This is a genomic window from Cupriavidus sp. USMAA2-4 (genome assembly GCF_001854305.1).
In the GTDB taxonomy this organism is placed as follows: domain Bacteria; phylum Pseudomonadota; class Gammaproteobacteria; order Burkholderiales; family Burkholderiaceae; genus Cupriavidus; species Cupriavidus malaysiensis.
In genome coordinates this window covers 1,347,041-1,371,125 of sequence record NZ_CP017748.1, presented here as the reverse complement: position 1 = coordinate 1,371,125, position 24,085 = coordinate 1,347,041, and the positions used below count along the sequence as shown (strand labels likewise).

Below are 24,085 nucleotides of genomic sequence, written 5' to 3'. Positions count from 1 at the left end.
CTTCGCGTGGAAAAGCAGGGTTCTACATCCAATCAAGCTCAAGCCGGCATCAGGAGCCGGGCGGCCCGCAGGCGGCGCAGGCGTGGAACTGCCACTGGCCGTCGTTGCCACGCTGGCCACGCTTCGCGCTGCCGTTCCGGCAGGCGCAGTCACCCGGCTTCGTGCCATGGTGGCCACCGGTCGCGGTGCGTCCGGTGTCGGAGCGGGTGGCGGTTTGCGTAGCGGGCATAGCCTTCGGTCAGTGGTGGGTTCCTCGCCGGCGGCGGTGTCGCGGATCGCGGGCACCGCTTGCCGGGATGTCGACGCCGGGAATCGCCGTCTGACGAAGGCAAGGCAAAACGCGGGCCAGCCGCCCTCGATGCCTTGTGCGGCAAGGCTTTGCGGGATATCTGCCGGTGCCGTCGGGATGCGGGGGGCGGGCCGGGCAGGCCATCGTTTCGCGCGGGAATCATGCCGAATAGAACGAGCCGGCGAAGCACTGAGACCAATGGATGGCCGGCGCACCGGCCAACTCATCCATTCGGCTGATGACAGCGCCCGACGAGCCGTTTGCCAGGCCCGGCCGCGCCGTCTGCCGCGGGCGCCTACGGCATTCGCCCGAGCAGGCAGGCCATGCAGTGCGCGCCGGTCCATGTTTCACGCGGGAAACGTCGGGTGCCGCAGGCAAGGCGGGCCGCGCCGATTCCGGCGTGCAAGCCATGGGAGCGTGGTGCAGCGGCGGTCGCCGCGGCGGCTCCGGGCCGGCCGCTTCAGTTTGGAAACGTGGCGCGGGCCCGGCTGGAATGGCACCTTGGGCGGCCTTGCCTGATCGCGCGGCTTGGTAGAAAACAGCAGGCATGGAGGGTCGCACGCGCGAGCGTGGCTGACCATGTGAGGTGTGCCTCTGCGAGACGACCATGCAAGCAGGACAACCGATACGAACCGGCGATTGGCTCAGCGGCGCGAGCCTGCGCGCGGGCTGCTCGCTCGTCCTGGCACTCTATGCGGCATTCGTCCTCAGCTGGGCCTGGCTGACCCGCGGTTTCACCTTGGGCACGGTGCTGCGGCCGGGCACCGACTTCTCGGTGTTCTGGAGCGCGGGTCATCTGGCGCTGCAAGGGGAGGCCGCGGCCGCCTACGACTACACCAGGCTGCAGCCGGTGATCGCCGCCTACGGCGCGCTGGCCGACGGCGCCAGCTTCGACCTGCCGTGGCTCTATCCGCCTGCTTTCCTGTTGTGGATGGCGCCGCTGGCCGCGCTGCCCTTCGCCTTGGCCTACGTGGTGTTCATCGGCGGCAGTGGCTGGGCCTACGTCGCGGGTCTGCTGCGCCTGCAGGCGGCGGGCGGATGGTCCGCCGGCGTGGCGCGCTGGCTGCCCGTCGTGGCCTGCCCGGGCTTCGTGGTGACGGGCGCGATGGGACAGAACGCCTTCCTGACCGCGGCCCTGGCGCTGTGGGCCGTGCTGCTGCTGGAGCGCCGTCCGGTGATCGCGGGGATGCTGGCCGGGGCTCTGTGCATCAAGCCGCAGCTCGCCGTACTGCTGCCGCTGGCCTTGCTCGCGGCACGGGAGTGGCGGGCGCTGGCCGTCGCCGCGGCAACGGCGCTGCTGATGACGCTGCTGGCTGCCTGCGTGTTCGGATGGGACACCCTGCCGGCCTTCCTGTCCGCCGGTGCCCGGGCCAAGCACGAGATGCTGGAGCATTCCGACACGGCCTGGTACGCGATGCCCACCGCCCTGGCGCTGGCCCGGCTGCTGGGGGCTTCGGCCGCTTCCGCGTACCTGGCCCAAGGGATTTCGGCGCTGGCCGCGGCGGCGGCGGTCGCCTACGTCTGGCGCCGGCAGGCCGGGCCGGTCCTGCGCGCGGGCGCATTGGGCGTCGGCACGACGCTGGCGACGCCCTATCTCTGGTACTACGACCTGAGCTGGCTGGGCATCGCCCTGGTGGCACTGGCCGCCCTCGGCATGGGCAAGGGCGGCTGGCTGCGTGGCGAGCGGCTGCTGCTGCTGGCGGGCTGGCTGCTGCCGCTCTATCTGTTCGTCAACCGTGGCACGCGCTGGCCGCAATGCGGTGTGCTGGTGCTGGTGCTGGTGCTGCTGGCCGTGCTGCGGCGGGCCCGTGCCGCGCCGGTGTGCACGGGAAGGGGCGCGGCATGAGACCTGGCGCCGTGCCTGGGTATCGCTGTCATGGCAGGGCCGGGGCGCCGCTGCCGCGGGAAATGGAGGTGTCCGGCCGGAAGCGCCGCCACAAGGCGAACCGGAACGGGGAGGAGGCATGATGATCCGCTATTCCGAAGTGAAATTGCTGTCGCTGGTGGTGCCGTGCCACAACGAGAGCGCGGCGATCCGGCCGTTCTTCGCCAGTGTGATGCCGATCCTGGAGGCGATGGAGGATGTCCGCTTCGAGATCGTCTGCGTGAACGACGGCAGCACGGACGATACGCTCGAGCGCCTGGTGGCGGTCGCGCGCCGTGACATGCGGGTGCGCGTCATCGACCTGACCCGCAATTTCGGCAAGGAGGCCGCCATGACGGCCGGCATCGACGAGGCGCTCGGCGATGCCGTGATTCCCATCGATGCCGACCTGCAGGATCCGCCGGCGCTGATCCCGCTGCTGGTGGAGAAATGGCGGGCGGGCGCCGAGGTCGTGCTGGCGCAGCGCCGCGATCGCCGCTGCGACAGCCTGCTCAAGCGCATTGCCGCGACGGCGTACTATCGCGTGCACAACCGCCTGTCGGAACTCAAGCTGCCGGAGAACGTCGGCGACTTCCGCCTGATGGATCGCGTGGTCGTCAACGCGCTGAAGCAGCTGCCGGAGCGCCGGCGCTTCATGAAGGGCTTGTTCGCCTGGGTCGGCTTCCGTACGGAGATCGTGACCTACGAGCGCCAGGCGCGTTGCGCGGGGGACTCCAAGTTCTCCGGCTGGAGATTGTGGAACTTCGCGCTGGAGGGAATCACCAGCTTCAGCACGCTGCCCCTGCGCGTCTGGACCTATATCGGCTCGGCCTTTGCCTTCCTCGCGTTCTGGTATGGCCTGTTCATCGCCGCGCGCACACTCGTGCTCGGCGTGGACGTGCCAGGCTATGCCTCGCTCTTGTGCGTGCTGCTGTTCTTCGGCGGCTTGCAGCTGATCGGCGTCGGCGTGGTCGGCGAGTACGTGGGGCGGATCTACTACGAGGCCAAGGGACGGCCCATCTACCTGGTGCGCCAGCGTTTCCACGCCAGGCCGCATTCCGAGCAGGCATCGGCCGGGCGCCGCGTCGTCGAGTTTCCGCGCATGCGTGGCGGCAAGCGGCAGCCCTGATGGCGCCGCACGGCGGGCGTGCAGCGGTCTGGCCAGCGGTCTGGCGTGCGCGATCGCGCGGGCCGGCCACGGCCGCTTTCCCGCCGCACTGTCACCTGCGCTGAAATTGCGCCGGCGCGAATGGCGCCGACAGTCGAACGTTGCGGGGGCGGGGAAGGGGCCGGCGCGGGCCGGGCATCAAGTCGCGGCCGGCGCGCGGAAGGCGTAGAGCCGGGCGCCGGCGTAGGCGAGCGTCGTGTACGTGACCATGCCGCAGGCCTGGGTCAGCAGTTGACCGCTGCCGAGCAGCCGGCTCACTTCCAGCACGACGGCGAGGTTGGCCGCGTAGGCTACCGCGCAGACGGCGCCGTAGCGCAGCAGTCCCTGTTCGACGGCGCCGCGGTGGCGGAAGGTCCAGATGCGGTGCCAGGTAAAGCCCCAGAGAAAGCCGATGGCATAGCCGATGGCATTGGCCGCCGCGTCTCCCCAGCCGAACAGGCGCAGCGCGGCCCAGGTCGTGCCGAAGCCGACCGCCGTATTGCTCAGGCCGACCAGCACGAAGCGCAGGAAGGGGTGGCGCAGCAAGCGATGCATGGGCAGGCGCGGCGGTGAATGCCGGGACAGCGCGCTAAGGATGCGCTTGATGCGCTCAGGCGCGCTGCTCGACGACGTCGAGCTCGCCCCGGCGTACCTGCAGCTTATGTTCCCGCATCATCCGGAACAAGGTGACACGCGAGATGCCGAGTTCCTCGGCGACGTCGATGAGCCGTTCATGGTGGCGCTGCAGGGCTTCCTTGAGTGCCTGCAGTTCGGCCGCATGCCTGACCTTGGCCAGGGTGGGCGGCCGTTCGGTCTCGGCTGGCGAATGCAGTTCCAGGTCGCAGGGCCGGATCACGCCGTCTTCGCACATGGCGGCCGCATTGCGGATCCGGTTGATCAGCTCGCGCACATTGCCAGGCCAGTCGTGGGCATGGAGCGAGCGCAGCGCCGCCGGAGAAAAGCCGCGGATCCGTTCCGGCGAGTGCTTGCGGATCTGGTTGAGGATGTGTTCGGCCAGCAGCACGATGTCGCGCTCGCGTTCGCGCAAGGGCGGCTGCTTGACGCGCAGCACGCACAGGCGGTGGTACAGGTCGCCGCGGAAGCGTTCGGCAGCGACCGCTGCCTGGAGGTCGACGTGGGTTGCCGACACCACCCGCACGTCGACGGCGATGGATTCGGTGCTGCCCAGGCGTTCGATATGGCCGGTTTCGAGGAAGCGCAGCAAGCTGGTCTGGCTCTCGAGCGGCATGTCGCCGATCTCGTCCAGGAACAGGGTCCCGCCGTGGGCCAGCTCGATACGCCCCGGCTTGCGCTTGGCGGCGCCGGTGAAGGCGCCACGTTCATAGCCGAACAGTTCGGACATCAGCAGCGTGGGCGGGATGGCCGCGCAGTTCACCGCGATGAAGGGACCCGAGGCGCGTGCCGACGCCTGGTGGATGGCACGGGCCGCCAGTTCCTTGCCCGTGCCGGATTCGCCGGAGATGAGCACCGGCATATCCCAGCGCGAGACCTTGGCGATGCTGCGGAACAAGGCCTGCATGGCCTCGCAGTTGCCGATCATGCCGTCGGGGCGGGGGGCGTGCGGGAACGCCTGCGCGGTGCTCGAGCGCAGCGTGGCCATGCCGACCGCGTGGCCCAGCGCATAGTCGACATGCGCATCGTCGCACGGCGCGGTGCAGTAGTCGATGAAATACAGCCCGAGCATATTGCGTGCGACCGGGGTGAGATCGCTGGCACCGTCCGTCAAGCCGATCCAGCCGATGTTGCGCAGCGCCAGCCAGGGTTCGACCGCCTGCAGGTCGGCCGGGGCCACGCCAGCGCGCAGGTCGAGCAGGCCGGCCATCGGCTGGCTGTCCAGGTCCATGCCTTCGAGATCGCTGACGCTGGAGGCGAAGTGGGGTTTCCAGCCTTGCTGGGCCAGGTGGCGGCACAGAGTCCCGTCATGCTGCCGCGACAGATAGAGCAGTGGGCGCGGTATATACGCGTTCATTGCGATTCCCCCGATTTCTTTTCTTGTGCCGCCGGAATGCAGCGGCCTGGGCACATCATCGGGGATCGGGCGCAGGCCCTCGATCGAGCGCATCCCGTACAGGGTTGCAGGATGCAGGCGTTGCCTGCTTCCGGTCCGTGCGTTTCCGCTCCCCAGCGTCGACGTCGAGGCGCTCCTGGTTTCGGACCAGTTTCCTGCTGGCTCGATGGCTGCGTTGTTCTCTAGCGGAACTGGCTTGCCGTCGTCAGCTCGGGCTTGACCCGAGCACCCCCGTCGGACCTGCTTTAGCGATGTCCGTGCCAGATCGGCTAAGTCCTTGATTTTGCTAGGCGAGGCGTTGCAGAAGTGAATCGTCTTCCGGCATTCGTAACCAGATGTTTCTGGTGTGCCGTCGGCTTTCCTTGCCGTTGATCCTTCGAAATCAGCCGCCATGGAAAGCCGGCGTCATTTCCTGGGCGGAATCCGGTGTTCAAGCGGCGCATTTATGGCGGCTGGCGCATTTGCCCCGATTCGGCCGCGGAAGGAGGCGGGTGGCAGACAGGTTGCAGAGATGAAACTTGCCGGAATGCAAATGAGAATGGTCTCTGCGCGCCAAGGCAGGCCCCAGGTCGGAGTGATCGCTGCGGGCTGCGCGAACGGAGGAGGCGGTGCCGCTTCGACGGGCCGGATGCTAAGTCAAAAGGCTGAGTTTTGATCGAGCCGGGGAGCCGGCCCCGTCTGAATAGGCGAGGCGATCTTGGTTGAAGGGGGCGCCGCGCAACAGGGCGGCTTTGGTTGCAATTCTGTTACAGCGCTGTTGTTTCCGGCCGCCGCCGGGACGGAAACCGGGCGCAAGCGCGCGGCTGCGGCGTCGACGCCCCGCAGTCCTATCCGGCGTGCCGTCAGCTGCCGGAGGCCGTGTCGCCGGCGCCGCGCGTCGGCTGTGCCGAAGCCGCCACCTGCTCGCGCAGCCAGCCGATCAGGCGCAGGATGTGGGCTTCGCGCGGATTGCCTTCGCGCCACACGACCCAGTAGTGCAGGCTGGACGGCACGCTCACCTCGCCCAGCTGCACCAGTTGGCCGTTGGCCAGGTAGTCGCGGGCCAGCAGCGCGCGCGCGGTGGCCACACCGAGACCGGCCACCGCCGACTGCAGCATCAGGCCTGCGTCCTGGAAGATCGGCCCGCGCTCCGGCTCCTCGGGCGGCAGCCCGGCGCGTTCCAGCCAGTCGCGCCAGGGGCGCAGGGCGAAGCGCAGCATCGGCAGCCCCGGCAGGTCGGCCAGCGTGAAGCCCGGGTAGCGCGCCAGCAGCTTGGGGCTGGCCACGGCGATGACGTGGTCTTGGATCAGGCTGCGGCATTCGAAGCCTGGCAGGTCGACGCGCTGGTGCCAGATGCCGAGGTCGACGCCGTAGGGGTCGGGTGGCGAGATCTCCGCGTGCAGGCGCAGGTGCAGGTCGATCTCGGGCGCGGCGTCGTACAGGCTGGGCAGGCGGTGGATCAGCCAGGCGTTGGCCAGGTCGGCCATCACGCTCATCTGCAGGCGTACCACCGGCGGGCCGCTGCTGGCGCAGGCTTCGCGCAGGGCCGTTTCGAGTTCGTCCAGCGCGCCGCGCACGCGCTCGGACAGGCGCAGGCCCGCGCTGGTGGGCTGCATCAGGCTGCCGCTGCGCTGGAACAGCTTGCTGCCCAGCTTGTCCTCCAGCCCGCGGATATGGTGGCTGATGGCGCTGTGGGTGAGCGATAACTCTTCGGCGGCGCGTGAGAAGCTGCGGTGGCGCGCGGCGGCCTCGAGCGCGCGCAGCGCCTGCAGGGCGGGCAGGTGGAAGGGAGGTTCGGCCATGGCCGTCAAATTCTACTCACAATCTCCGCCGATATCTTTCGTTGGTCATGCACCGCCCTGGTGACGACAATCCCAGCATGACGACGACCTCTTCCTCCTCCCTGCCGCCCGCGCCACGCGCGTCCGCCCCTCCCACGGCCACGGCCACCCAGCCTGCCTCGCCGGTGCGCTGGCGCGTGCTGGCGGTGTTCTCGCTGGGCTTCCTCGTGTCCTACATCTTCCGCGGCGTCAACCTGGGCTTCGCGCCCTACCTGACGCGCGAGCTGAGCCTGTCGGCGGCCGACCTCGGCCTGCTGACGAGCTTCTATTTCCTCGGCTTCGCCTGCGCGCAACTGCCCGCCGGGCTGATGCTCGACCGCTTCGGCCCGCGCCGCACCGAGGCCGTGATGCTGGTGTTCGCCGCCGCCGGGGCGTGGTGCTTCTCCCAGGCGGGCGGCATGGCAGGGCTGGCGGCCGGGCGCCTGCTGGTCGGCGTGGGTGTGTCGGTCTGCCTGGGTGCGGCCATCCAGGCCCTGGCGCTGTGGTTTCCCCTGTCGCGCATGCCTTTGCTCAATGGCGTGGTGATGGCGATCGGCGGCCTCGGCGCGGTGGTGGTGGGCACGCCGCTGGCCTGGCTGTTGTCGGTCATGGACTGGCGCGGCGTGAGCCTGGGCCTGGCCGGCTTGTCGCTGGCGATGGCGCTGCTGTTGTGGTTCGGCGTGCCGGACGCGCGGCGCCAGGGGCAGCAGACCCTGGGCGAGCAGTGGCGCGGCACCGTCCGCATCCTGCGCAGCGCTGCCTTCTGGCGGGTGGCGCCATTGACGCTGCTCAACCAGGGCATCTTCCTGGCGGTGCAGACGCTGTGGGTCGGTGCCTTCCTGCGCGATGTCTCCGGCGCCGGCCAGGCCGCGGCGGCGGGCCTGGTGTCCGTGATCGGCTTCGCCATGATGGCGGGCTGCGTCGGCTCGGGCTGGGCGGCGCGCTATCTCGAGCGCGCCGGCCTGAGCCTGTATGCCTTCGCCGGCCTGGGCATGACGGGCTTCATCGTGGTCCAGCTGCTGATCATGGCGGGCGTGCCGCTGCCGGCGCCCTGGCTGTGGGCCGGCTATGGCGTGTGCGGCTCCAGCGGCATCCTGACCTATGCCGTGCTGGCGCGCAGTTTCCCGGCGTCGCTGATCGGTCGCGCCACCACCGCGCTGACGCTGCTGGTGTTTCTCGCGACCTTTGCCTGCCAGGTCGGCATCGGCTATGTGCTCGATTTCTGGCCCGCGGTGGGCGGCCGCTATCCGGCCGTCGCCCATCTGTGGATCTGGGGAGGGCTGGTCCTGCTGCAGCTCGCGGCCGCGGCATGGTATGCCTGGGCCGGCCGCGGCGGGCGCGCCGCGCTGCGCGAGGCGTGAGCTGGCTGGGTGTGCCCGGTGGGTCTGGGCGGGCCCGCTGGGCGCGGTGGGCCCGATGGGCAGGGCGGCAGGGCCGGCTGGGCGGGTGAGGCCGCGTCGCGGCCGGCTACAGCACCAGAGGCCGGTCGTCCAGCGCATTGGGGCGCGGCCGCCCATCCGCCGGGAAGTGCGCCTCGATCAAGGCATGGATCCGCGCCACCGCTTCCAGCACGGGCCGGACCGACAGCTCGCGCGCCAGGTCCTGGGCCAGTGCCGTGCAGACGGCATGCCAGGCCGCCTTGCCGACACAGGCATCGACGCCGCGATCGGCCAGCAGCTCGACGGCATGGTCGGCGAGGTTGATGTAGAGCAGCACGCCGGTGTGCTCTTCGGTATTCCACACTTCGAGCGCGCCGAACAGGGCGCGGGCGCGCTGGCGGTCGCTGACGCCGCGCCAGGCGTGGCCGACCGGCAGGCTGGCTTCGATGACCACGCGTACCTCGCCGCGATGGCGCTGCTCGCCGGCCCGCACGGCTTCCTGCAGCGCCTGCTGTGCCGCCGGCGGGAAATGGCGCCGGGCGGTGCCGGGACGGTGGCTCAGGTGGCGCAGGGCGCGTCGGATGAAAGGCATGATGGGCGTCTCCGTATGGCTGCCGTGTATCGCTGTCGCGCTACCAGTTTCCGGAGGCGCCGCCGCCGTCGAAGCCGCCTCCGCCACCGCCGCTGAAGCCGCCACCGCCGCCGCCACGGTCGGAGTCGCCGAAGCCGCCGCCACCCAGGCCGCCGAGACCGCCCAGGCCGCCCAGTCCTCCGAGGCCGCCCAGCCCGCCAGGGCCCGGGCCGCGGTTGCCGTAGCGGCTGCCCGTGACGATGTCGGGCGCACGCGGGCGCAGCGCGGCCGAGATGAAGAAGAACAGGATGATGGCGAGCGGGAACCCTACCGCCAGCCAGGTGTTCCAGCCGTCCTGGCCGGCCGTCCCGGCGGCCTGCGGCCCGGGCAGGCCCTCCTTGTCGATGGTGGCCTGGATGGCCGAGACGCCGGCGGCCAGGCCGCCGTAGAAGTCGTTCTGGCGGAAGTGGGGCGCCATCACGTCCTGCAGGATGCGCTTGGACATGGCGTCGGTCAGCGATCCCTGCACGCCCCGGCCGACCTCCAGCCGCATCTTGCGCAGGCCGGGCGGGTTGTCCTTGGCGATCAGCACGATCACGCCGTCGTCGATGCCTTTGCGGCCGGCGCGCCAGGCGTCGGCGACCCGGATGCTGTAGGCGTCGATGGGCTCGGGCGCGGTGGTGGACACCATCAGCACGAAGATCTGGCTGCCGTGCTGCTGCTCGTACTCCGCCAGCACGTTCTCCAGCGCGCGGCGCTGGTCGGCGCTGAGCGTGCCGGTGAGGTCGGTCACGCGCTGCGTCAGCGGCGGCACGGCGACGAAGCCGTCGTCGGCGGCGTGCGCCGCCGGCGCCGCCAGCAGCAGCGCGAGCGCCAGGGCTGCCAGCCAGGCCAGCCAGCCTGGCAGCGGTGCCAGGGCCCGCGGCCAGGGACGTGCCGCGCAGGATCGCATCATGTCGTTCGCCCCGGGGTCAGAACTTCACGGCCGGCGGCGTCGCGATCGCCTTCTCGTTGTCCACGGTGAAGGCGGGCTTGACCTGGTATTTGAAGACCATGGCCGTGAGATTGGTGGGGAAGCTGCGCGCCAGCACGTTGTAGGCCTGCACCGCGACGATGTAGCGCTGGCGTGCCACCGTGATGCGGTTCTCGGTGCCTTCGAGCTGCGACTGCAGGTCGCGGAAGGAGGCATCGGCCTTCAGTTGCGGATAGTTCTCCGACACCGCCATCAGGCGCGACAGCGCGCTGGTGAGCTCGCCCTGGGCCTGCTGGAAGCGCTGGAAGGCCGCAGGGTCGTTGAGCGTCTCGGGCGTGACCTGGATGCTGGTGGCGGCGGCGCGTGCCTTGGTCACCGCTTCCAGGGTCTCGCGCTCGTGCGTGGCATAGCCCTTGACCGTGTTGACCAGGTTGGGGATCAGGTCGGCGCGGCGCTGGTACTGGTTGATGACCTCGCTCCAGGCGGCCTTGACCGCTTCGTCCTTGGCCTGGAAGTCGTTGTAGCCGCACGCGCTCAGCAGGCTCGCAAGCCAGGCCAGCACGAGCCAGCGGATCAGGGTCAGGGGCGAAGTCAGGGAAGCGGTCATCGAGGGCTCCAAAGTCAGGCGAATCTCCAGTGTAGCGCACGGGCAGGTGCCCCTTGCGTGGCGCCAGCCGGTTGACGCGGCGCGGCATGCGCGGGTAGATTGTCGGTTCCCGGCGCGCCGATGCGCCGGATTTTTCCAGTCCTGGATTCTCCCTCGTGCGCCGCGCCTGTCCCGTTTCCGCCATCGCCGGCCCTGCCGTTCCCGGCCAGGCCGGCCTGCGCGCGCACGCCAAAAGCAAAAAACAGCCGCTCATCTGACCGGGGCGCGCTGTTCCGTCAGATGAGCGACGGAACGGCACGCACGGCAGGGCGCTCATCCCCCCTGGTCCGCATCTCCCGCTCCGCGCGCACCTGTGCGGTTTTCCGATCGGTCGATCCGGAGAGTTCGATGCAAGACGTGAGGCAAGAAGAGATCCAGCAGGGCATCAGGCAAGACACCAGGCAAGACATCGGGCAGGAGGTGTTTTCAGGCATCTGGCTGCCGCTGGTCACCCCCTTTGCCGGGGGCGAGGTGGACCATGGCGCGCTGCGCAGGCTGGTGGCGCACTACCGCGGCAGCGGCATCGCCGGCCTGGTGGTGTGCGGCAGCACCGGCGAGGCCGCGGCGCTGGACGAGGCGGAGCAGCTGGCGGTGCTGGATGCCGTGCTGGAAGAGGCCGGCGGGCTGCCGGTGATGATGGGCCTGGCCGGCTTCAACCAGCGCCAGGTGCTGGCGCGGCTGGCACGCCTGAACGAGCGGCCGCTGGCCGGCCTGCTGACGCCGGCGCCCTGCTATGTGCGGCCGTCGCAGCAGGGGCTGCTGGGTTACTTCAGCACGCTGGCCGACCACGCGGCGGCGCCGCTGGTCCTCTACGACATTCCCTATCGCACCGGTATCAAGATCGAGACCGCAACCCTGCTGGCGCTCGCCGGCCACGGCAATATCCGCGCGCTCAAGGACTGCGGCGGCAGCCTCGACAGCACCCAGGCCGTGATCGACGACGGCCGCCTGGCGCTGCTGGCGGGGGAGGATGCGCAGGTGCTGGGCACGCTGTGCCTGGGCGGCCGCGGCGCCATCATCGCCTCCGCCCACGTCCGGCCCGACCTGTTCGTGGGCCTCTGGCGGGCCGTGGAGGCCGGCCGGCTGGCCGAGGCGAGGCGCCTGTTCCGGGCGCTCGCGCCGGTGCTGTCGCTGCTGTTCGCCGAAACCAACCCGGGGCCGCTCAAGGCCCTGCTGGCCCGGCAGGGGCTGTTGCGCGACGAGCTGCGCGCGCCCATGACCGCGGCCTCGCCCGCCTTGGCGGAGCAGCTGGCGGCGGCGTACGCGGCGCTCGATGGCGTGCGCGCGCCGGTGGCCGGCGCCTGACGCGCGCTACCCCGGCGGTCGTTCAGCGCGACGGGCGGCACCGGCCGCCCGGGCCGCCCGGGCCGCCCGAGTCGCTCAGGCCGCGAACGCCCGCCGTGCCGCGTCCAGCGTTGCCTGCAGCACCGCGTCGTCATGGCAGGACGAGACGAAGCCGGCCTCGAAGGCCGATGGCGCCAGGTAGACGCCGGCGTCGAGCATGGCGTGGAAGAAGCGGTTGAAGCGCGCGGTGTCGCTCTGGGTGACCTCGGCGAAGCTGGCGGGCACGCCCTCGCGGAAGTAGATGCCGAACATGCCGCCGACCGCATCCGCGGCGAACGGCACGCCGGCCGCGCGCGCGGCGTCGGCCAGGCCGTCGGCCAGCTTGCGGGTCTGGGCGGCCAGGCGGTCGTGGAAGCCGGGCGCCTGGATCAGCTTGAGCGTGGTCAGGCCTGCCGCCACCGCCAGCGGGTTGCCCGACAGCGTGCCGGCCTGGTAGACGCCGCCCAGCGGCGCCAGCTTGGCCATGATGTCGCGCCGGCCGCCGAAGGCCGCCGCCGGCATGCCACCGCCGATCACCTTGCCCAGGCAGGTCATGTCGGGGGTGATGCCGTAGTGGGCCTGGGCGCCGCCCAGGGCCACGCGGAAGCCGGTCATCACCTCGTCGAAGATCAGCACCGCGCCGTGTCGGGTGCAGAGCGCGCGCATGGCCTGCAGGAAGGCGTCGCTGGCGCGCACCAGGTTCATATTGCCGGCCACCGGCTCGACGATCACCGCGGCGATCTCGTCGCCGTGGCTGGCGAAGGCCTGTTCCAGCTGGGCCACGCTGTTGTACTCCAGCACCATGGTGTGCTTGGCGACATCGGCCGGCACGCCGGCCGAGGAGGGCGCGTTGCGGGTGGTGTCGGCGAAGGTCAGCAGGCCGGAGCCGGCCTTGACCAGCAGGCTGTCGGCGTGGCCGTGGTAGCAGCCCTCGAACTTGATGATCAGGTCGCGCCCGGTGAAGCCGCGTGCCAGGCGCAGTGCGCTCATGGTCGCTTCGGTGCCCGACGAGACCAGGCGCACCTGCTCGATCGACGGCACCAGCTTGCAGATTTCCTCGGCCATTTCGATCTCGGCCTCGGTGGGCGCGCCGAAGGAGAAGCCCTGGGCAGCAGTCTGCTGCACCGCGCGCACCACCTCCGGATGGGTGTGGCCGACGATCATCGGACCCCACGAGCCGATGTAGTCGATATAGCGCTGGCCGTCCGCGTCCCACATATAGGCCCCCTCGGCGCGGGAGATGAAGCGCGGCGTGCCGCCCACCGAGCGGAAGGCGCGCACGGGCGAGTTGACGCCGCCGGGAATGGTCTGCTGGGCACGATCGAAGAGCTGCTGGTTGCGGGACATGGCCTTGTCTGAAGTCAAAAGCAGGGGAAAGGCGTCCAACCGGCCGTCAATTCGCGGCGAACACGCAGGGATTTGCGGGGATTCGCGCGCGAACTGCGCGGCAACGGTCGGGAACGCGGCGTATTTGGCACGGATCTGGCTTGCCACGGCTGGCGCCGTCTGCGCTGATTCGGTACCATCTGCGCTGAATTTTAATGGAGAGTCACCTGCCCGTTATGGAATACAAGACCTGGATGTGCCTGATCTGCGGATGGATCTACGATGAGGCCGCCGGCGCGCCCGAGGATGGCATCGCCCCCGGCACCCGCTGGGAGGACGTGCCCATCAACTGGACCTGCCCCGAGTGCGGTGCCCGCAAGGAAGATTTCGAGATGGTGGCTATCTGAGCCACCGGCGCGCGCGCAGCCGCGTCGCGCCGAAGCGACAGATCGCCGGAGGTGGCCGCATTGCCGCGATTGACGGCCCCCCGGCGTCTTGTCACACTCTGCTGCAAATTTGAACACGGTTCCCGGCCGGCCGCTGCCACCGGGGACACGGGTAGGCGCGGGAACCATGCGCCGCCCGGCAAGCAGCCGGCTCGCCGGCTTTTTGGGAAAAAAACTAGATATCGGGGTCCGCCGGGTCGGCCAGACTGATCCGGTCGGGTGTTCTCAAGTGAATGCCGGCGCATCCGCATGGACGGGCGCCGTTCGCGGGAACAAAATGCGGGTCGCTCAGATTGCAGAACACGACGGGGTCGCCGGCGCGCCGGGCGCGGCATGCGCACGCCGCAAGGTGCTGGTCATCGATGACTCCAGCACGATCCGCCGCACGGCGGAGATCTTCCTGTCGCAGGCGGGTTGCGAGGTCATGCTGGCCGAGGACGGTTTCGATGCCCTCGCCAAGGTGGGCGACCTGCACCCGGACCTGATTTTCTGCGACATCCTGATGCCGCGCCTGGACGGCTACCAGACCTGCTCCCTGATCAAGAAGAGCCCGCGCTTCCACGCCATCCCGGTGATCATGCTGTCCTCGCGCGACGGCGTGTTCGACCGCTCGCGCGGCCGCCTGGTCGGCGCGCGCGACCATCTCGCCAAACCGTTCACCCGCGAAGCGCTGCTGCACGTGCTGGAAACCTGCGCGCCGGCGCCGGCCGCGCTGGCGTCCGCAGCGTCCGCAGCGTCCGCAGCGTCCGCAGCGTCCGCAGTGTCGTCTGCGGCATCGTCTGCAGCCTTGCCTGCATAAGACGGCACGCCGCACGCATGCGCTGCGCGAACCCAATCCGATCATGACCATCCATAAGATCCTCATCGTAGACGACTCCCCCACCGAGGCGCTGTTCATGTCCGACCTGCTCGGCAAGCGCGGCTTCAAGGTCTCGGTCGCAGGCAACAGCGAGCAGGCCTTCGCCCGTCTCGAGAGCGAAGCCTTCGACCTGATCCTGATGGACGTGGTGATGCCCGGCCAGAACGGCTACCAGGCCACGCGCTCGATCAAGCGCGACGAACGCTTCAAGGACATCCCGGTGATCATGTGCACCAGCAAGGGCCTGGACACCGACCGCATCTGGGGCATGCGCCAGGGGGCCGCGGACTACATCGTCAAGCCGGTCGACGGCGAAGAACTGCTGACCAAGATCGCCGCCCTGTCGCACTGAGCCATCCGCCACCCGCCCGCGCCATCCCCGCCATGAACGCTCCCCGCCAGGACCTACGCGTGCGCCACACCCGCCTGCAGGACTACCAGGCGATGCTGGCGCGGCGCTTGCGGGAGGCGCGCAGCCTGCCCGCCGTCGACAGTTATCTCGGCCTGCAGGTAGGCGCCCGGCACTGGCTGCTGCCGCTGGCCCAGACCGGCGAGGTGATCGAGATGCGCCAGCCCGCGCGCGTGCCGCTGACCCAGCCCTGGTACACCGGCCTGGTCAGCGCGCGCGGCAACCTGCTGGGCGTGATCGACTTCGGCCTGTTCTGCGGCGAGGGTGTCACGCCGCTGCAGCCGGGCAGCAAGATCGTCGTGCTGTCGCGCGAGGTCGAGCGCGCCTGCGGCATCCTCGCCACCCGCGTCATGGGGCTGCGCCACGCCGGCGAACTGAGCCCGCCGCCGGGCGGAACCGGCAGCGGGACCTGCCGCGAGTGGGAAGGCGCGAGCCTGGTCGACCGCGAAGGGCGCGGCTGGCAGGTGCTGGACGTGCGCCGCCTGCTGGATACGCCGGCGTTCCTGCAGGCCGGGCGCCGACCGGCCTAGCGCGGTCGCCAGGGCAGCGTGCGGCAGGCGCCGGCGCTGCACAGCATGCAGCACAGAAGAATCATCGAATGAACGGATTGAGGGGAGCTATGGGTTTCAAGAGATTCAGCCTGGGTCGCCGCACGCAGGTGGCGCAGGCCGCGGGGCTGGCGGCCGATGGCGTGTCGGTGGCGCCGCTGCCGGCGGCGCCAGGCGGTCTTGGCGCCACTCCCGTGGACCGGCTCGGGGCCTGGCTGCGCGGCATGTCCTTCTCCAGCCGGCAGCGGGTCTTGACGATCGGCCTGGTGGCTTCGCTGGCGGCGCTGCTGGGCTCGGTCTACTTCGACAACCGGCAGGCCGACAACGGCGCGGCGCAGATCGAGATCGCCGGCGACACGCTGATGCACTCGCAGCGCCTGGCCAAGGCGGTGCCGAACGCGCTGCTCGGCAATCCGCAGGCCTTCATCCAGCTCAAGCAGTCCAGGGAGCAGCTTGCCGCCGACTTGCTGGCGCTGCAGGAAGGCAGCGCTGCGCGCAAGGTGCGGGCCACCACCGGCGCGGCCGAGCCGCTGCTGGAGACGGCCATGGGCTCCTGGAAGCGCAGCGAGAAGAGCGCGGGCGACGTGCTGGCCCAGCAGCCCACGCTCACCACCATCGGCCAGACCCTGCAGATCTTCAACGCCTCCAACCCGGAACTGCTGGAATCGGCCGAGCAGGTTGCCGCGATCAAGCTGCAGTCGGGGGCGAACGCGCGCGAAGTGGCGGCCTCGGCCCAGCTGGTGATGCTGACGCAGCGCCTGGGTAAGAACCTGAACGAGTTCATCGCCGGCGAAGGCGTCAACCCCGAGACCGCTTTCCTGCTCGGCAAGGACACCAACACCTTCCGCGAGACGCTCGACGGCCTGCTCAACGGCAGCGAGGCGCTGCGGTTGTCGGCGGCCGGCGACGCCGAGACGCGCAGCTACCTGGAGCAGCTTTCGCAGCGTTTCGACGCGGTGCAGAAGACCACGCAGACCATCCTGGGCAACCTGCCCGGCCTGATCGCCGCCAAGCGCGCGCAGCAGCAGATCTTCAACGACAACGAAGCGCTGCGTGGCGACCTGGCGGCGCTGCAGGGCGCCTATGCGCAGGCGGCACGCTTCCGCCCGGTGACGCTGGCCGCCACCATCGGCTCGGCGCTGCTGGCGCTGCTGTGCCTGGCGGGCCTGGTCTCGCTCTACCTGCGCGACTCGCGCGTGCGTGCCAGCGAGGCCGAGGCGCGCGAGCGCGAGGCCGAGGCGCGCCGCCTGGACGAAAAGCGCAACAACGATGCCACCCAGAAGGCCATTCTGCAGTTGATGAACGAGCTGCAGGACATCGCCGACGGCGACCTGACGCGCCAGGCCACGGTGACCGAGGACATCACCGGCGCCATCGCCGACTCGGTGAACTACACCGTGGAAGAACTGCGCGAACTGGTGCGCCGCGTGCAGCAGACCGCGGGCGAGGTGAGCCAGGCGTCGGACCGCATGCAGGACACCTCCACCCACCTGGCCGCGGCGGCGGAGGAGCAGTCGCGCCAGATCCGCCAGACCGGCGAGTCGGTGGTGGAGATGGCCGACCGCATCAACCAGGTGTCGCGCGGCGCGGCCGAGTCCGCCAACGTGGCGCGCACCTCGCTGACAGCCGCCGAACAGGGCCAGCGCGCGGTGCAGGATGCCATTGCCGGCATGAACGACATCCGCGAGCAGATCCAGGAAACGTCCAAGCGCATCAAGCGCCTGGGCGAGTCCTCGCAGGAGATCGGTGAAATCGTCGAGCTGATTTCCGACATTACCGAACAGACCAACGTGCTGGCGCTGAACGCCGCCATCCAGGCCGCCTCGGCCGGCGAGGCCGGGCGCGGCTTCTCGGTGGTGGCCGAGGAAGTGCAGCGGCTGGCGGAGCGCTCCGGCGAGGCGACCAAGCAGATCGGTGCGCTGATCCGCACCATCCAGACCGACACCCAGGACGCCGTGCACGCGATGGAGCGCAGCACCCAGGGCGTGGTCGAAGGCGCCAAGCTGTCCGACAACGCGGGCGCCGCGCTGCAGGAGATCGGCCGCGTGTCGCGCCAGCTGGCCGAGCTGATCGAGCAGATTTCGCAGACCACCTCGCACGAAGCCGGCCTGGCCAGCGCGGTGGCGCGCAATATCGACGACATCCTGCACGTCACGGAGGAAACCTCCACCGGCACGCGCCAGACCTCGGCCTCGGTGCGCCAGCTCACACTGCTGACCGAAGAGCTGCGCAACTCCGTATCGCGATTCAAGATCGGCTAAGCCATCCGGCGCGTGGCGCGGCGTACGGCGGCCCGCCACGGCCATTTTGGAAGCAGTCATGTCACTGAACTCCCCAGTCTCGCGCGCAGCGGCCGAACCTGACGCCATCGCGGCCGCCGCGCGGCACGAGGCGCACGCCGCACCCGCCGCGGAAGGCGGGCGGCGCGACCTCTCGATGCTGGCCTGGCTGGCGCCCAGCCTGCGCACGGCGCTCGAGGACGCCGCGGCCGAGTTCGGCCGCTATGTCGACGAAGTGCAGCAGGCGCCGGAGGCGCTGGGCGCGCGCGACACCACGTCGCTGCGCCTCGCCGGCCAGCAACTGCACCAGGCCGCCGGCGCCGTGCATATCGTCGGCCTGCGCGGCATCGATGCCTACTGCCAGGCGCTGCGCCGCCTGCTCGAGGCCGTCGATGCCGGCACGGCGGCAGCCAGCGCCGACACGCACCAGGTATTCCGCCAGGGTGTGCAGGCACTGGCGGAGTACGTCGATGACCTGCTGGCGGGGGAGCCCGACGACCCGCTGCGCCTGTTCCGCAACTACGCCGACGTGCTGGCCCTGCTCTCGGAAGAGCGCGTGCATCCGGCCGACCTGTGGGTGGACGACGTGCAGATGCTGCCCGGCATCCTGCTGCCCACGCGCCTGCCGGCGGCGGTGGCGCGCGCGCGCCAGCGCTTCGAGGCCGCGCTGCTCGGCGCGCTGCGCCTGCCCACGCCATGTACCGATGCCGAGCAGTTGCAGCAGGTGTACCTGCCGCTGGTGCGCGCCATGCAGGACGTGCGCGCCGGCGAGCAGGAGGCGCGCCGCAGCGCCGACCATCCGGACCGCGGCGTGTGGCATGTGCTGTCGCTGGTGTTCGAGGCGCTCGCGCATGGCCTGCTGCCGTCCGACCTGCTGGCCAAGCGCTTCGCCGCGCGCGCGCACCTGCTGCTGCGCCAATACGTGCAGGGCCAGGTACGGGTGCCGCAGGCGCTGCTCAATGACGCCATCTTCCTGCTGGTCGCCACCGGCCTGGCGCCGGACGCCGAGCGTTCCGCGCCAGCGCTGGCCTTGCGCGCGGCGATCCGCCAGTGCCTGCAGGCCTTCCGCCTGGACGCCGCGCACCTGGCCGTCGAGGCGGATTTCCGCCAGCGCTACTACGGCTGGCTCGACGGCATCGACACCGGCAACCTGCAGCAGGCTGCGGCCGGCCTGGAGCGCGCCGCGCGCGGCGACGCCGCGGCCTGGCACACCGCGCTGGCGGCGCTGGCCGAGGCCGCCCAGCCGTTGTCCCAGCCGGCCTTGTTGCGTTGCCTGGACGCGGCGGCAGGCGGCGAAGGCGCTGCTGCCGGCACCGCTGCCGGCACCGCAGCGGAGGCGCTCGCGCTGTTCCTCGCGCGCGCGCTGGCCACGCCCTGGCGTGTGCACGGCAAGTCCGGCCATGCCGCGCGCCTGCAGTTCGCGCAACGTTGCGAGGAGCTGGCGAGTTGCCTGGCGGCCGGTGCGGCGGCGCCGTCCTGGCTGGTCGAGATGGTTGCCCAGGCGCAGGCGCAGGAGGTGCGGCGGGCCGCGGTGGCGCAGTTGCGCGCGCAGCTCGACAGCGGCGAGTCCTGGCTCGATGCCTATGACCGCGATGGCGGTGGAATCGCCGCCGGTACGCACCTGCAGGATGCGAGCCGGGCCTTCCGCAGCCTGCGCGATACGCTGCGCACGCTGGCGAGCGGTGGCGCACTGACGCCGGCGCTGGCCGCGGAGGCGGGCGGCGCGGCCGCCATCGTCGAGCGGGTGGAGGCGCGCCTGGCCGGATTCGCCGGCGCCGATGCGCAGGCGCGCGCCGGCGCGCTGGCGGAGGTCGCCGGTGAACTCGGCCCGCTGCATGCCTTCGTCGACGCGGTGGAGTTCGGCAAGGCGCCGCTGGCCGGGGGGATGGAGGTGCCCGGGGACGCGGACCTGGCGGAGCCGGGAGCGTTGCGGCCGGCATCGCCGGCATCGCCGGACGCGCTGGCGGGTGCCCGTGCTGCCGCCGCCGCGATGCTGCGCGTGCACGCCGAAGCCGAGGCGCCGGAGGTGCATGCCCTGCGCGCGGCGCTGCAGGCGGCCGGCGAGCAGGCCGCGATCGATGACGACGCGGCGCTGCGGCGTTCGGTGGCGGAGGCGACCACGCAGCTCAATGCCTGGCTGGCCGGCAGCGCCGATGCCGCCCAGCGGCTGGTGGCGGTGCTGGCCGAACCGCTGCCGCAGGCCGCGCCGGCGGCGCCCGCGCCTGCGCTCGTTGACGCCGCCGCGCCGGCCGACCATGCGGCGCTCGACGCCGAACTGCTCGACATCTTCCTGCACGAGGCCGAGGATGTGCTCGCCAGCATCGCCAGGGCGCTCGATGGCGGGCTGGCGGCGCTGGCGGATGCCGATACGCTGAGCCGCGTGCGGCGCGGCTTCCATACTCTCAAGGGCTCCAGCCGCATGGTCGGCCTGGCCCGCTACGGGGAGGCGGCATGGGCGGTGGAGCAGGTGCTCAACCTGTGGATCGCCGAAGCCCGCGAGGCCAGGCCGGAACTGCTCGAACTGCTGCGCCAGGCGCACGCGGAACTGGAACCCTGGCTGGCCGGCCTGCGCCAGGACGCCGCCTGCCAGCGCGACGTCGACGCGCTGCTGGCGGCGGCCCAGGCCGTACGCGACGGGCGCCCGGCGGCAGCCGATGCAGCCGATGCAGCCGATGCAGCCGATGCAGCCGATGCAGCCGATGCAGCCGATGCGCGGCCGGCCATGCCGGCGGACGAGGCGCCGATCCCGTTGCACGATGCCGGTCCCGACGCGGCGGCAGGCGCGGGCGAAGTGGAATTCCCGCGCGCGGACGACGACGGGCGGGACGCGCCGGATGAGGCCGCACAGACCGGCGCGGACGCGGCGCAGGACGCCAACGTCATCCCCTTCCGGCTGGCGGGAGCGCTCTCCGGCGAGGACGACCACTACAAGGTCATCGGCCCGATCCGCATCGGGCTGCCGCTGTACAACGTCTACCTGCAGGAGGCGGACGGCCTGATCCGCCAGTTCGCCACCGACCTGTCCGAGTGGCGCCATGAAGGCCGCCCCTGCCCGAGCGAGCTGGCGCTGCGCGTGGCCCATACGCTGCAGGGCAGCGCCGCCACGGTGGCGCTGGAGCCGGTGCGCGAGGTGGCCGAGGCGCTGGAGGGCTTGCTGCTGCAGCTGGCCGCGCATCCGGTGGCGCTGCATCCCGGTGACTTCCGCCTGCTGGAGCAGGCCGTGGAGCGCCTGCGCGGCATGCTGCACCAGTTCGCCGCGGGCGTCTGGCCGCAGTCGGAGACGGCGCTGTGCCGCAGCCTGGCGGAGTGCCGCGAGCGCATGTTGATGCGGCCGCGCCTGCATGTCGGGCCGGCGCCGGGATCCGTGCTGGGCCTGGGAGCGATGCCGGATGGCTCGAATGGATCGGATCTGGCGGATGCTTCGGATATGCCGGTGTCGATGCTGTTCGGCGCCGCGCGCGTGCCTGTTGTGCCGCACGAGGCGGGCGCCGCAGGCGGCGAGCCCGCCGCGGCGGCGCTCCACCAGGCGGTGGTGATTCCCATGCCCGCGCTGCGGGCTCCGGGCGTGGAGGCCCGGCCCGCGCCGGTGATGGAGCAGGTGGGGCCGGTGGGGCTGGTGGAGGAGGCTGCCGCAGGCGAGCCGGAGCCCGCGCTCGATCGCGAGCTGGTCGAGATCTTCCTGGAAGAGGCGCAGGCCAGCCTGCCGGAGCTCGGCCGGCTGCTGCGCACCTGGGAGGCGGCACCGGTCGAGGACATGCGCCATGGCGGTCTGGTGCTGCGCGCGCTGCACACCCTCAAGGGCAGCGCCCGCATGGCCGGGGCCATGGCCCTGGGCCAGTCGGTGCACGAAATGGAGACGCTGCTGGACGCGAGCCTGCGTGGCAACCGCGTCGGCCCCGCGCTGTTCGCCCGGCTCTATGCCTGGTACGACCGCATCCTGGCGCATGCGGAGGCACTGCAGGCGGGCCGCCTGCTGCCAGCGGACGACCCGGAGGCGGTGCACGCCCAGGCGGACATCGGCGCCGCGGGCGAGGGCGGGGACGGCCGTGACGGCGCCGAGCAAGGCGGGCAGGCGGACGGGACGGAAGGCGTGGACGGCGCTGCCGGCGTGGACGGTGCGCCGCCGGACCGCGGCACCGATGCGCCGCCGGCCGGCGCGCTGGCTGCCCTGCCGCCGGCGGCACCCGGTCCTGCCGGCGTCATGCCCGGCCTGGCTCCGGCCATGCCGGCAGCGGAGCCTGCCGAGCGCCAGCGCGCGCTGGTGCGGGTGCAGGCGCGCACGCTGGACAACCTGATCAACGACGCCGGTGAAGTGAGCGTGGCGCGCGCCCGCGTGGACAGCGAGCTGGGCGCGCTGCGCACCTATCTCGGCGAGCTGAACGACAACGTGGCGCGCCTGCGCACGCAGTTGCGCGAGATCGAGATCCAGGCCGAGTCGCAGATGGCCTCGCGCATCGCCGACTCGCGCCAGAAGCAGGAATTCGATCCGCTCGAGTTCGACCGCTTCACGCGTTTCCAGGAGCTCACGCGCATGATGGCCGAGTCCGTCAACGACGTGGCCACCGTGGAGCAGAACCTGCAGCGCGGCTTCGATCGCGCCGCCGGCGACCTGGAAGCGCAGGCACGCCTGACACGCGGCCTGCAGCGCAGCCTGATGCAGGCCCGCATGGTGCAGTTCGATGCGCTGGCCGAGCGCCTCTACCGCGTGGTGCGGCAGGCGGCCGCCGAAACCGGCAAGGAGGTGCGCCTGCTGATCAAGGGCGGCACCGTGGAGATCGATCGCTCGGTGCTCGACCGCATGGCCGGGCCGATCGAGCATCTGATCCGCAACGCGGTGGTGCACGGCATCGAGCCGGCCGAGGCCAGGCGGGCGGCCGGCAAGCCGTCCACCGGCGCGCTCACGCTGGAACTGCAGCAGGAAGGCAACGAGGTCGTGCTGCATTTCGTCGACGACGGCGCCGGCCTCGACCTGCCGCGCATCCGTGCGCGCGCCGTGCAGCGCCAGTTGCTGGCCCCGGACGATGAGGCCGGCGAGGCACGCCTGACCGAACTGATCTTCACGCCCGGCTTCACCACCACCGACACCATCTCCGAACTGGCCGGCCGCGGCGTCGGCATGGACGTGGTGCGCGCCGAGACCGTGGCGCTGGGCGGGCGCATCGCGCTGACCACCGAGGCCGGGCGCGGCACCCGCTTCACATTGCACCTGCCCTTGACCACGGCGATCACGCAGGTGCTGCTGGTGATGCTGGGCGGCCGCCTCTTTGCCATTCCCAGCGGCATGATCGACCAGGTCCAGCAGTTGCGCGCGCCGGCGCTGGCCGAGGCCTACAACCGAGGCAGCTTCGCCTATGGCGGCGAGCCGGTGCCGTTCCACTACTTCGGCGCCCTGCTGGAGGAGAGCCCCGCCATCGCCGCCGGCAGCAAGTATTCCCCGGTGGTGGTCACGCGCAGCGGTGCCGAGCGTGTGGCGGTGCACGTCGACGAGGTGGTCGGCAACCGCGAAGTGGTGGTCAAGCACATCGGCCCCCACCTGGCCCGCCTCGACGGCATTGCCGGCGCCACCACGCTCGGGGACGGCGAGATCGTGCTGATCTACAACCCGGTGGTGCTGGCCCAGCGCCATGCCCAGGCGCGCGGCGAAGCGCTGCGCGGGCTGCCGCCGGCCGGTGAGGCCGCGCCGTCCGCGCAGGCCGCCCGCTTGACCGGGGCGGTGGCCGAGCTGGGCGCCGGCAGCGCTGCCGCGGTGGCCGTGGCGGGCCTCGGCACGCAGCCCACGGTGATGGTGGTCGACGATTCGCTGACCGTGCGCAAGGCCGCCCACCGGTTGCTGACCCGCGCCGGCTACCAGGTGGTGCTGGCGCGCGACGGCGTGGATGCGCTGAAGCAATTGCAGGACGTCATGCCGGATGCCATGCTGGTCGACATCGAGATGCCGCACATGGATGGCTTCGACCTGACGCGCAACGTGCGCGCCGACGCCCGCACCGCCCACATGCCGCTGGTGATGATCACCTCGCGCACGGCGGAGAAGCATCGCCGCTACGCGGCCGAGATCGGCGTCAACGTCTACCTCGGCAAGCCCTACAACGAGGATGAGCTGCTGGGCACGCTGCACCAGTTGATCGGGCCGCGCGCGGCAGGTACCGCCGGCTCGGTGGGCGAGATGCTGGGCGACGCCTGAGACGGAGCCGGCCT

General features: G+C 71.1%; 16 protein-coding genes and 1 pseudogene. 10 read left to right on the top strand and 7 right to left on the bottom strand.

Annotation, left to right across the window (positions count from 1 at the left end; all coding sequences use genetic code 11):
* Nucleotides 1–896 precede the first annotated feature (896 nt).
* Nucleotides 897–2,135, top strand: a complete 1,239-nt coding sequence (locus tag BKK79_RS06090; RefSeq protein WP_071037323.1) for a glycosyltransferase family 87 protein — start codon at nt 897–899, stop codon at nt 2,133–2,135.
* Between the two features lie 118 nt (nt 2,136–2,253).
* Nucleotides 2,254–3,282, top strand: a complete 1,029-nt coding sequence (locus tag BKK79_RS06085) for a glycosyltransferase family 2 protein (protein ID WP_418235882.1) — start codon at nt 2,254–2,256, stop codon at nt 3,280–3,282.
* 177 nt (nt 3,283–3,459) lie between these two features.
* Here the strand turns inward: BKK79_RS06085 and BKK79_RS06080 are convergent, their stop codons facing one another.
* The 3 genes from BKK79_RS06080 to BKK79_RS06070 form a co-directional block, all read right to left on the bottom strand.
* The gene (locus BKK79_RS06080; RefSeq protein WP_071011562.1) at nt 3,460–3,855 is read right to left on the bottom strand and encodes a GtrA family protein; all 396 of its coding nucleotides are present in this window, start codon (nt 3,853–3,855) and stop codon (nt 3,460–3,462) included.
* Between the two features lie 55 nt (nt 3,856–3,910).
* Nucleotides 3,911–5,290: a sigma-54 dependent transcriptional regulator gene (locus BKK79_RS06075; protein WP_071011564.1), complete on the bottom strand. Its 1,380-nt coding sequence runs from the start codon at nt 5,288–5,290 to the stop codon at nt 3,911–3,913.
* 881 nt (nt 5,291–6,171) lie between these two features.
* The gene (locus BKK79_RS06070) at nt 6,172–7,110 is read right to left on the bottom strand and encodes a LysR substrate-binding domain-containing protein (RefSeq protein ID WP_071011566.1); all 939 of its coding nucleotides are present in this window, start codon (nt 7,108–7,110) and stop codon (nt 6,172–6,174) included.
* Nucleotides 7,111–7,187: 77 nt separating this feature from the next.
* On the opposite strand from BKK79_RS06070, the gene BKK79_RS06065 reads away from it, so the two are divergent.
* Nucleotides 7,188–8,489 carry an MFS transporter gene (locus tag BKK79_RS06065; RefSeq protein ID WP_071011568.1) on the top strand — a complete coding sequence of 434 codons (1,302 nt, stop codon included), beginning with the start codon at nt 7,188–7,190 and terminating at the stop codon, nt 8,487–8,489.
* A gap of 106 nt (nt 8,490–8,595) precedes the next feature.
* On the opposite strand, the gene BKK79_RS06060 is transcribed toward BKK79_RS06065, so the two are convergent.
* From BKK79_RS06060 to BKK79_RS06050, 3 genes are read right to left on the bottom strand one after another with little or no spacing between them, the layout of a single operon-like run.
* Entirely contained in the window at nt 8,596–9,099 is a 504-nt protein-coding gene (locus tag BKK79_RS06060; protein WP_071011570.1) for a TPM domain-containing protein, read from the bottom strand.
* Nucleotides 9,100–9,139: 40 nt separating this feature from the next.
* Nucleotides 9,140–10,030: a TPM domain-containing protein gene (locus tag BKK79_RS06055; protein WP_071038436.1), complete on the bottom strand. Its 891-nt coding sequence runs from the start codon at nt 10,028–10,030 to the stop codon at nt 9,140–9,142.
* Between the two features lie 19 nt (nt 10,031–10,049).
* Nucleotides 10,050–10,658 carry a LemA family protein gene (locus tag BKK79_RS06050; RefSeq protein WP_071011572.1) on the bottom strand — a complete coding sequence of 203 codons (609 nt, stop codon included), beginning with the start codon at nt 10,656–10,658 and terminating at the stop codon, nt 10,050–10,052.
* 387 nt (nt 10,659–11,045) lie between these two features.
* Here BKK79_RS06050 and dapA point away from each other — a divergent pair, with 387 nt between their 5' ends.
* A complete protein-coding gene (gene dapA, locus BKK79_RS06045; protein ID WP_071011574.1) occupies nt 11,046–12,002 on the top strand; it encodes a 4-hydroxy-tetrahydrodipicolinate synthase in 957 nt (318 codons plus the stop codon).
* 75 nt (nt 12,003–12,077) lie between these two features.
* Here dapA and hemL read toward each other — a convergent pair whose 3' ends face one another.
* Nucleotides 12,078–13,367, bottom strand: a complete 1,290-nt coding sequence (gene hemL, locus BKK79_RS06040; protein WP_071011576.1) for a glutamate-1-semialdehyde 2,1-aminomutase — start codon at nt 13,365–13,367, stop codon at nt 12,078–12,080.
* Nucleotides 13,368–13,582: 215 nt separating this feature from the next.
* Here hemL and BKK79_RS06035 point away from each other — a divergent pair, with 215 nt between their 5' ends.
* From BKK79_RS06035 to BKK79_RS06010, 6 genes and pseudogenes are all read left to right on the top strand, one after another.
* The gene (locus BKK79_RS06035; protein WP_010813017.1) at nt 13,583–13,753 is read left to right on the top strand and encodes a rubredoxin; all 171 of its coding nucleotides are present in this window, start codon (nt 13,583–13,585) and stop codon (nt 13,751–13,753) included.
* 316 nt (nt 13,754–14,069) lie between these two features.
* Nucleotides 14,070–14,510 (top strand): annotated as a pseudogene (locus tag BKK79_RS06030) (response regulator); the annotation flags it as partial.
* A 124-nt stretch (nt 14,511–14,634) separates the two neighbouring features.
* On the top strand, nt 14,635–15,003 hold the full coding sequence (locus BKK79_RS06025) for a response regulator (RefSeq protein ID WP_071011579.1): 369 nt from the start codon (nt 14,635–14,637) through the stop codon (nt 15,001–15,003).
* A gap of 32 nt (nt 15,004–15,035) precedes the next feature.
* Complete coding sequence (locus tag BKK79_RS06020) at nt 15,036–15,590, top strand: chemotaxis protein CheW (protein ID WP_071037322.1); 555 nt, start codon at nt 15,036–15,038, stop codon at nt 15,588–15,590.
* An 89-nt stretch (nt 15,591–15,679) separates the two neighbouring features.
* Nucleotides 15,680–17,869 carry a methyl-accepting chemotaxis protein gene (locus tag BKK79_RS06015; protein ID WP_071037321.1) on the top strand — a complete coding sequence of 730 codons (2,190 nt, stop codon included), beginning with the start codon at nt 15,680–15,682 and terminating at the stop codon, nt 17,867–17,869.
* A gap of 58 nt (nt 17,870–17,927) precedes the next feature.
* The gene (locus BKK79_RS06010; protein ID WP_071037320.1) at nt 17,928–24,071 is read left to right on the top strand and encodes a hybrid sensor histidine kinase/response regulator; all 6,144 of its coding nucleotides are present in this window, start codon (nt 17,928–17,930) and stop codon (nt 24,069–24,071) included.
* The last annotated feature ends 14 nt before the right edge of the window (nt 24,072–24,085 follow it).

Bases quoted from the DNA above. Each gene is read 5' to 3' on its own strand.
- BKK79_RS06090 (WP_071037323.1), top strand. From the start codon at position 897: ATGCAAGCAGGACAACCGATACGAACCGGCGATTGGCTCAGCGGCGCG.
- BKK79_RS06085 (WP_418235882.1), top strand. From the start codon at position 2,254: ATGATGATCCGCTATTCCGAAGTGAAATTGCTGTCGCTGGTGGTGCCG.
- BKK79_RS06080 (WP_071011562.1), bottom strand. From the start codon at position 3,855: ATGCATCGCTTGCTGCGCCACCCCTTCCTGCGCTTCGTGCTGGTCGGC.
- BKK79_RS06075 (WP_071011564.1), bottom strand. From the start codon at position 5,290: ATGAACGCGTATATACCGCGCCCACTGCTCTATCTGTCGCGGCAGCAT.
- BKK79_RS06070 (WP_071011566.1), bottom strand. From the start codon at position 7,110: ATGGCCGAACCTCCCTTCCACCTGCCCGCCCTGCAGGCGCTGCGCGCG.
- BKK79_RS06065 (WP_071011568.1), top strand. From the start codon at position 7,188: ATGACGACGACCTCTTCCTCCTCCCTGCCGCCCGCGCCACGCGCGTCC.
- BKK79_RS06060 (WP_071011570.1), bottom strand. From the start codon at position 9,099: ATGCCTTTCATCCGACGCGCCCTGCGCCACCTGAGCCACCGTCCCGGC.
- BKK79_RS06055 (WP_071038436.1), bottom strand. From the start codon at position 10,030: ATGCGATCCTGCGCGGCACGTCCCTGGCCGCGGGCCCTGGCACCGCTG.
- BKK79_RS06050 (WP_071011572.1), bottom strand. From the start codon at position 10,658: ATGACCGCTTCCCTGACTTCGCCCCTGACCCTGATCCGCTGGCTCGTG.
- dapA (WP_071011574.1), top strand. From the start codon at position 11,046: ATGCAAGACGTGAGGCAAGAAGAGATCCAGCAGGGCATCAGGCAAGAC.
- hemL (WP_071011576.1), bottom strand. From the start codon at position 13,367: ATGTCCCGCAACCAGCAGCTCTTCGATCGTGCCCAGCAGACCATTCCC.
- BKK79_RS06035 (WP_010813017.1), top strand. From the start codon at position 13,583: ATGGAATACAAGACCTGGATGTGCCTGATCTGCGGATGGATCTACGAT.
- BKK79_RS06025 (WP_071011579.1), top strand. From the start codon at position 14,635: ATGACCATCCATAAGATCCTCATCGTAGACGACTCCCCCACCGAGGCG.
- BKK79_RS06020 (WP_071037322.1), top strand. From the start codon at position 15,036: ATGAACGCTCCCCGCCAGGACCTACGCGTGCGCCACACCCGCCTGCAG.
- BKK79_RS06015 (WP_071037321.1), top strand. From the start codon at position 15,680: ATGGGTTTCAAGAGATTCAGCCTGGGTCGCCGCACGCAGGTGGCGCAG.
- BKK79_RS06010 (WP_071037320.1), top strand. From the start codon at position 17,928: ATGTCACTGAACTCCCCAGTCTCGCGCGCAGCGGCCGAACCTGACGCC.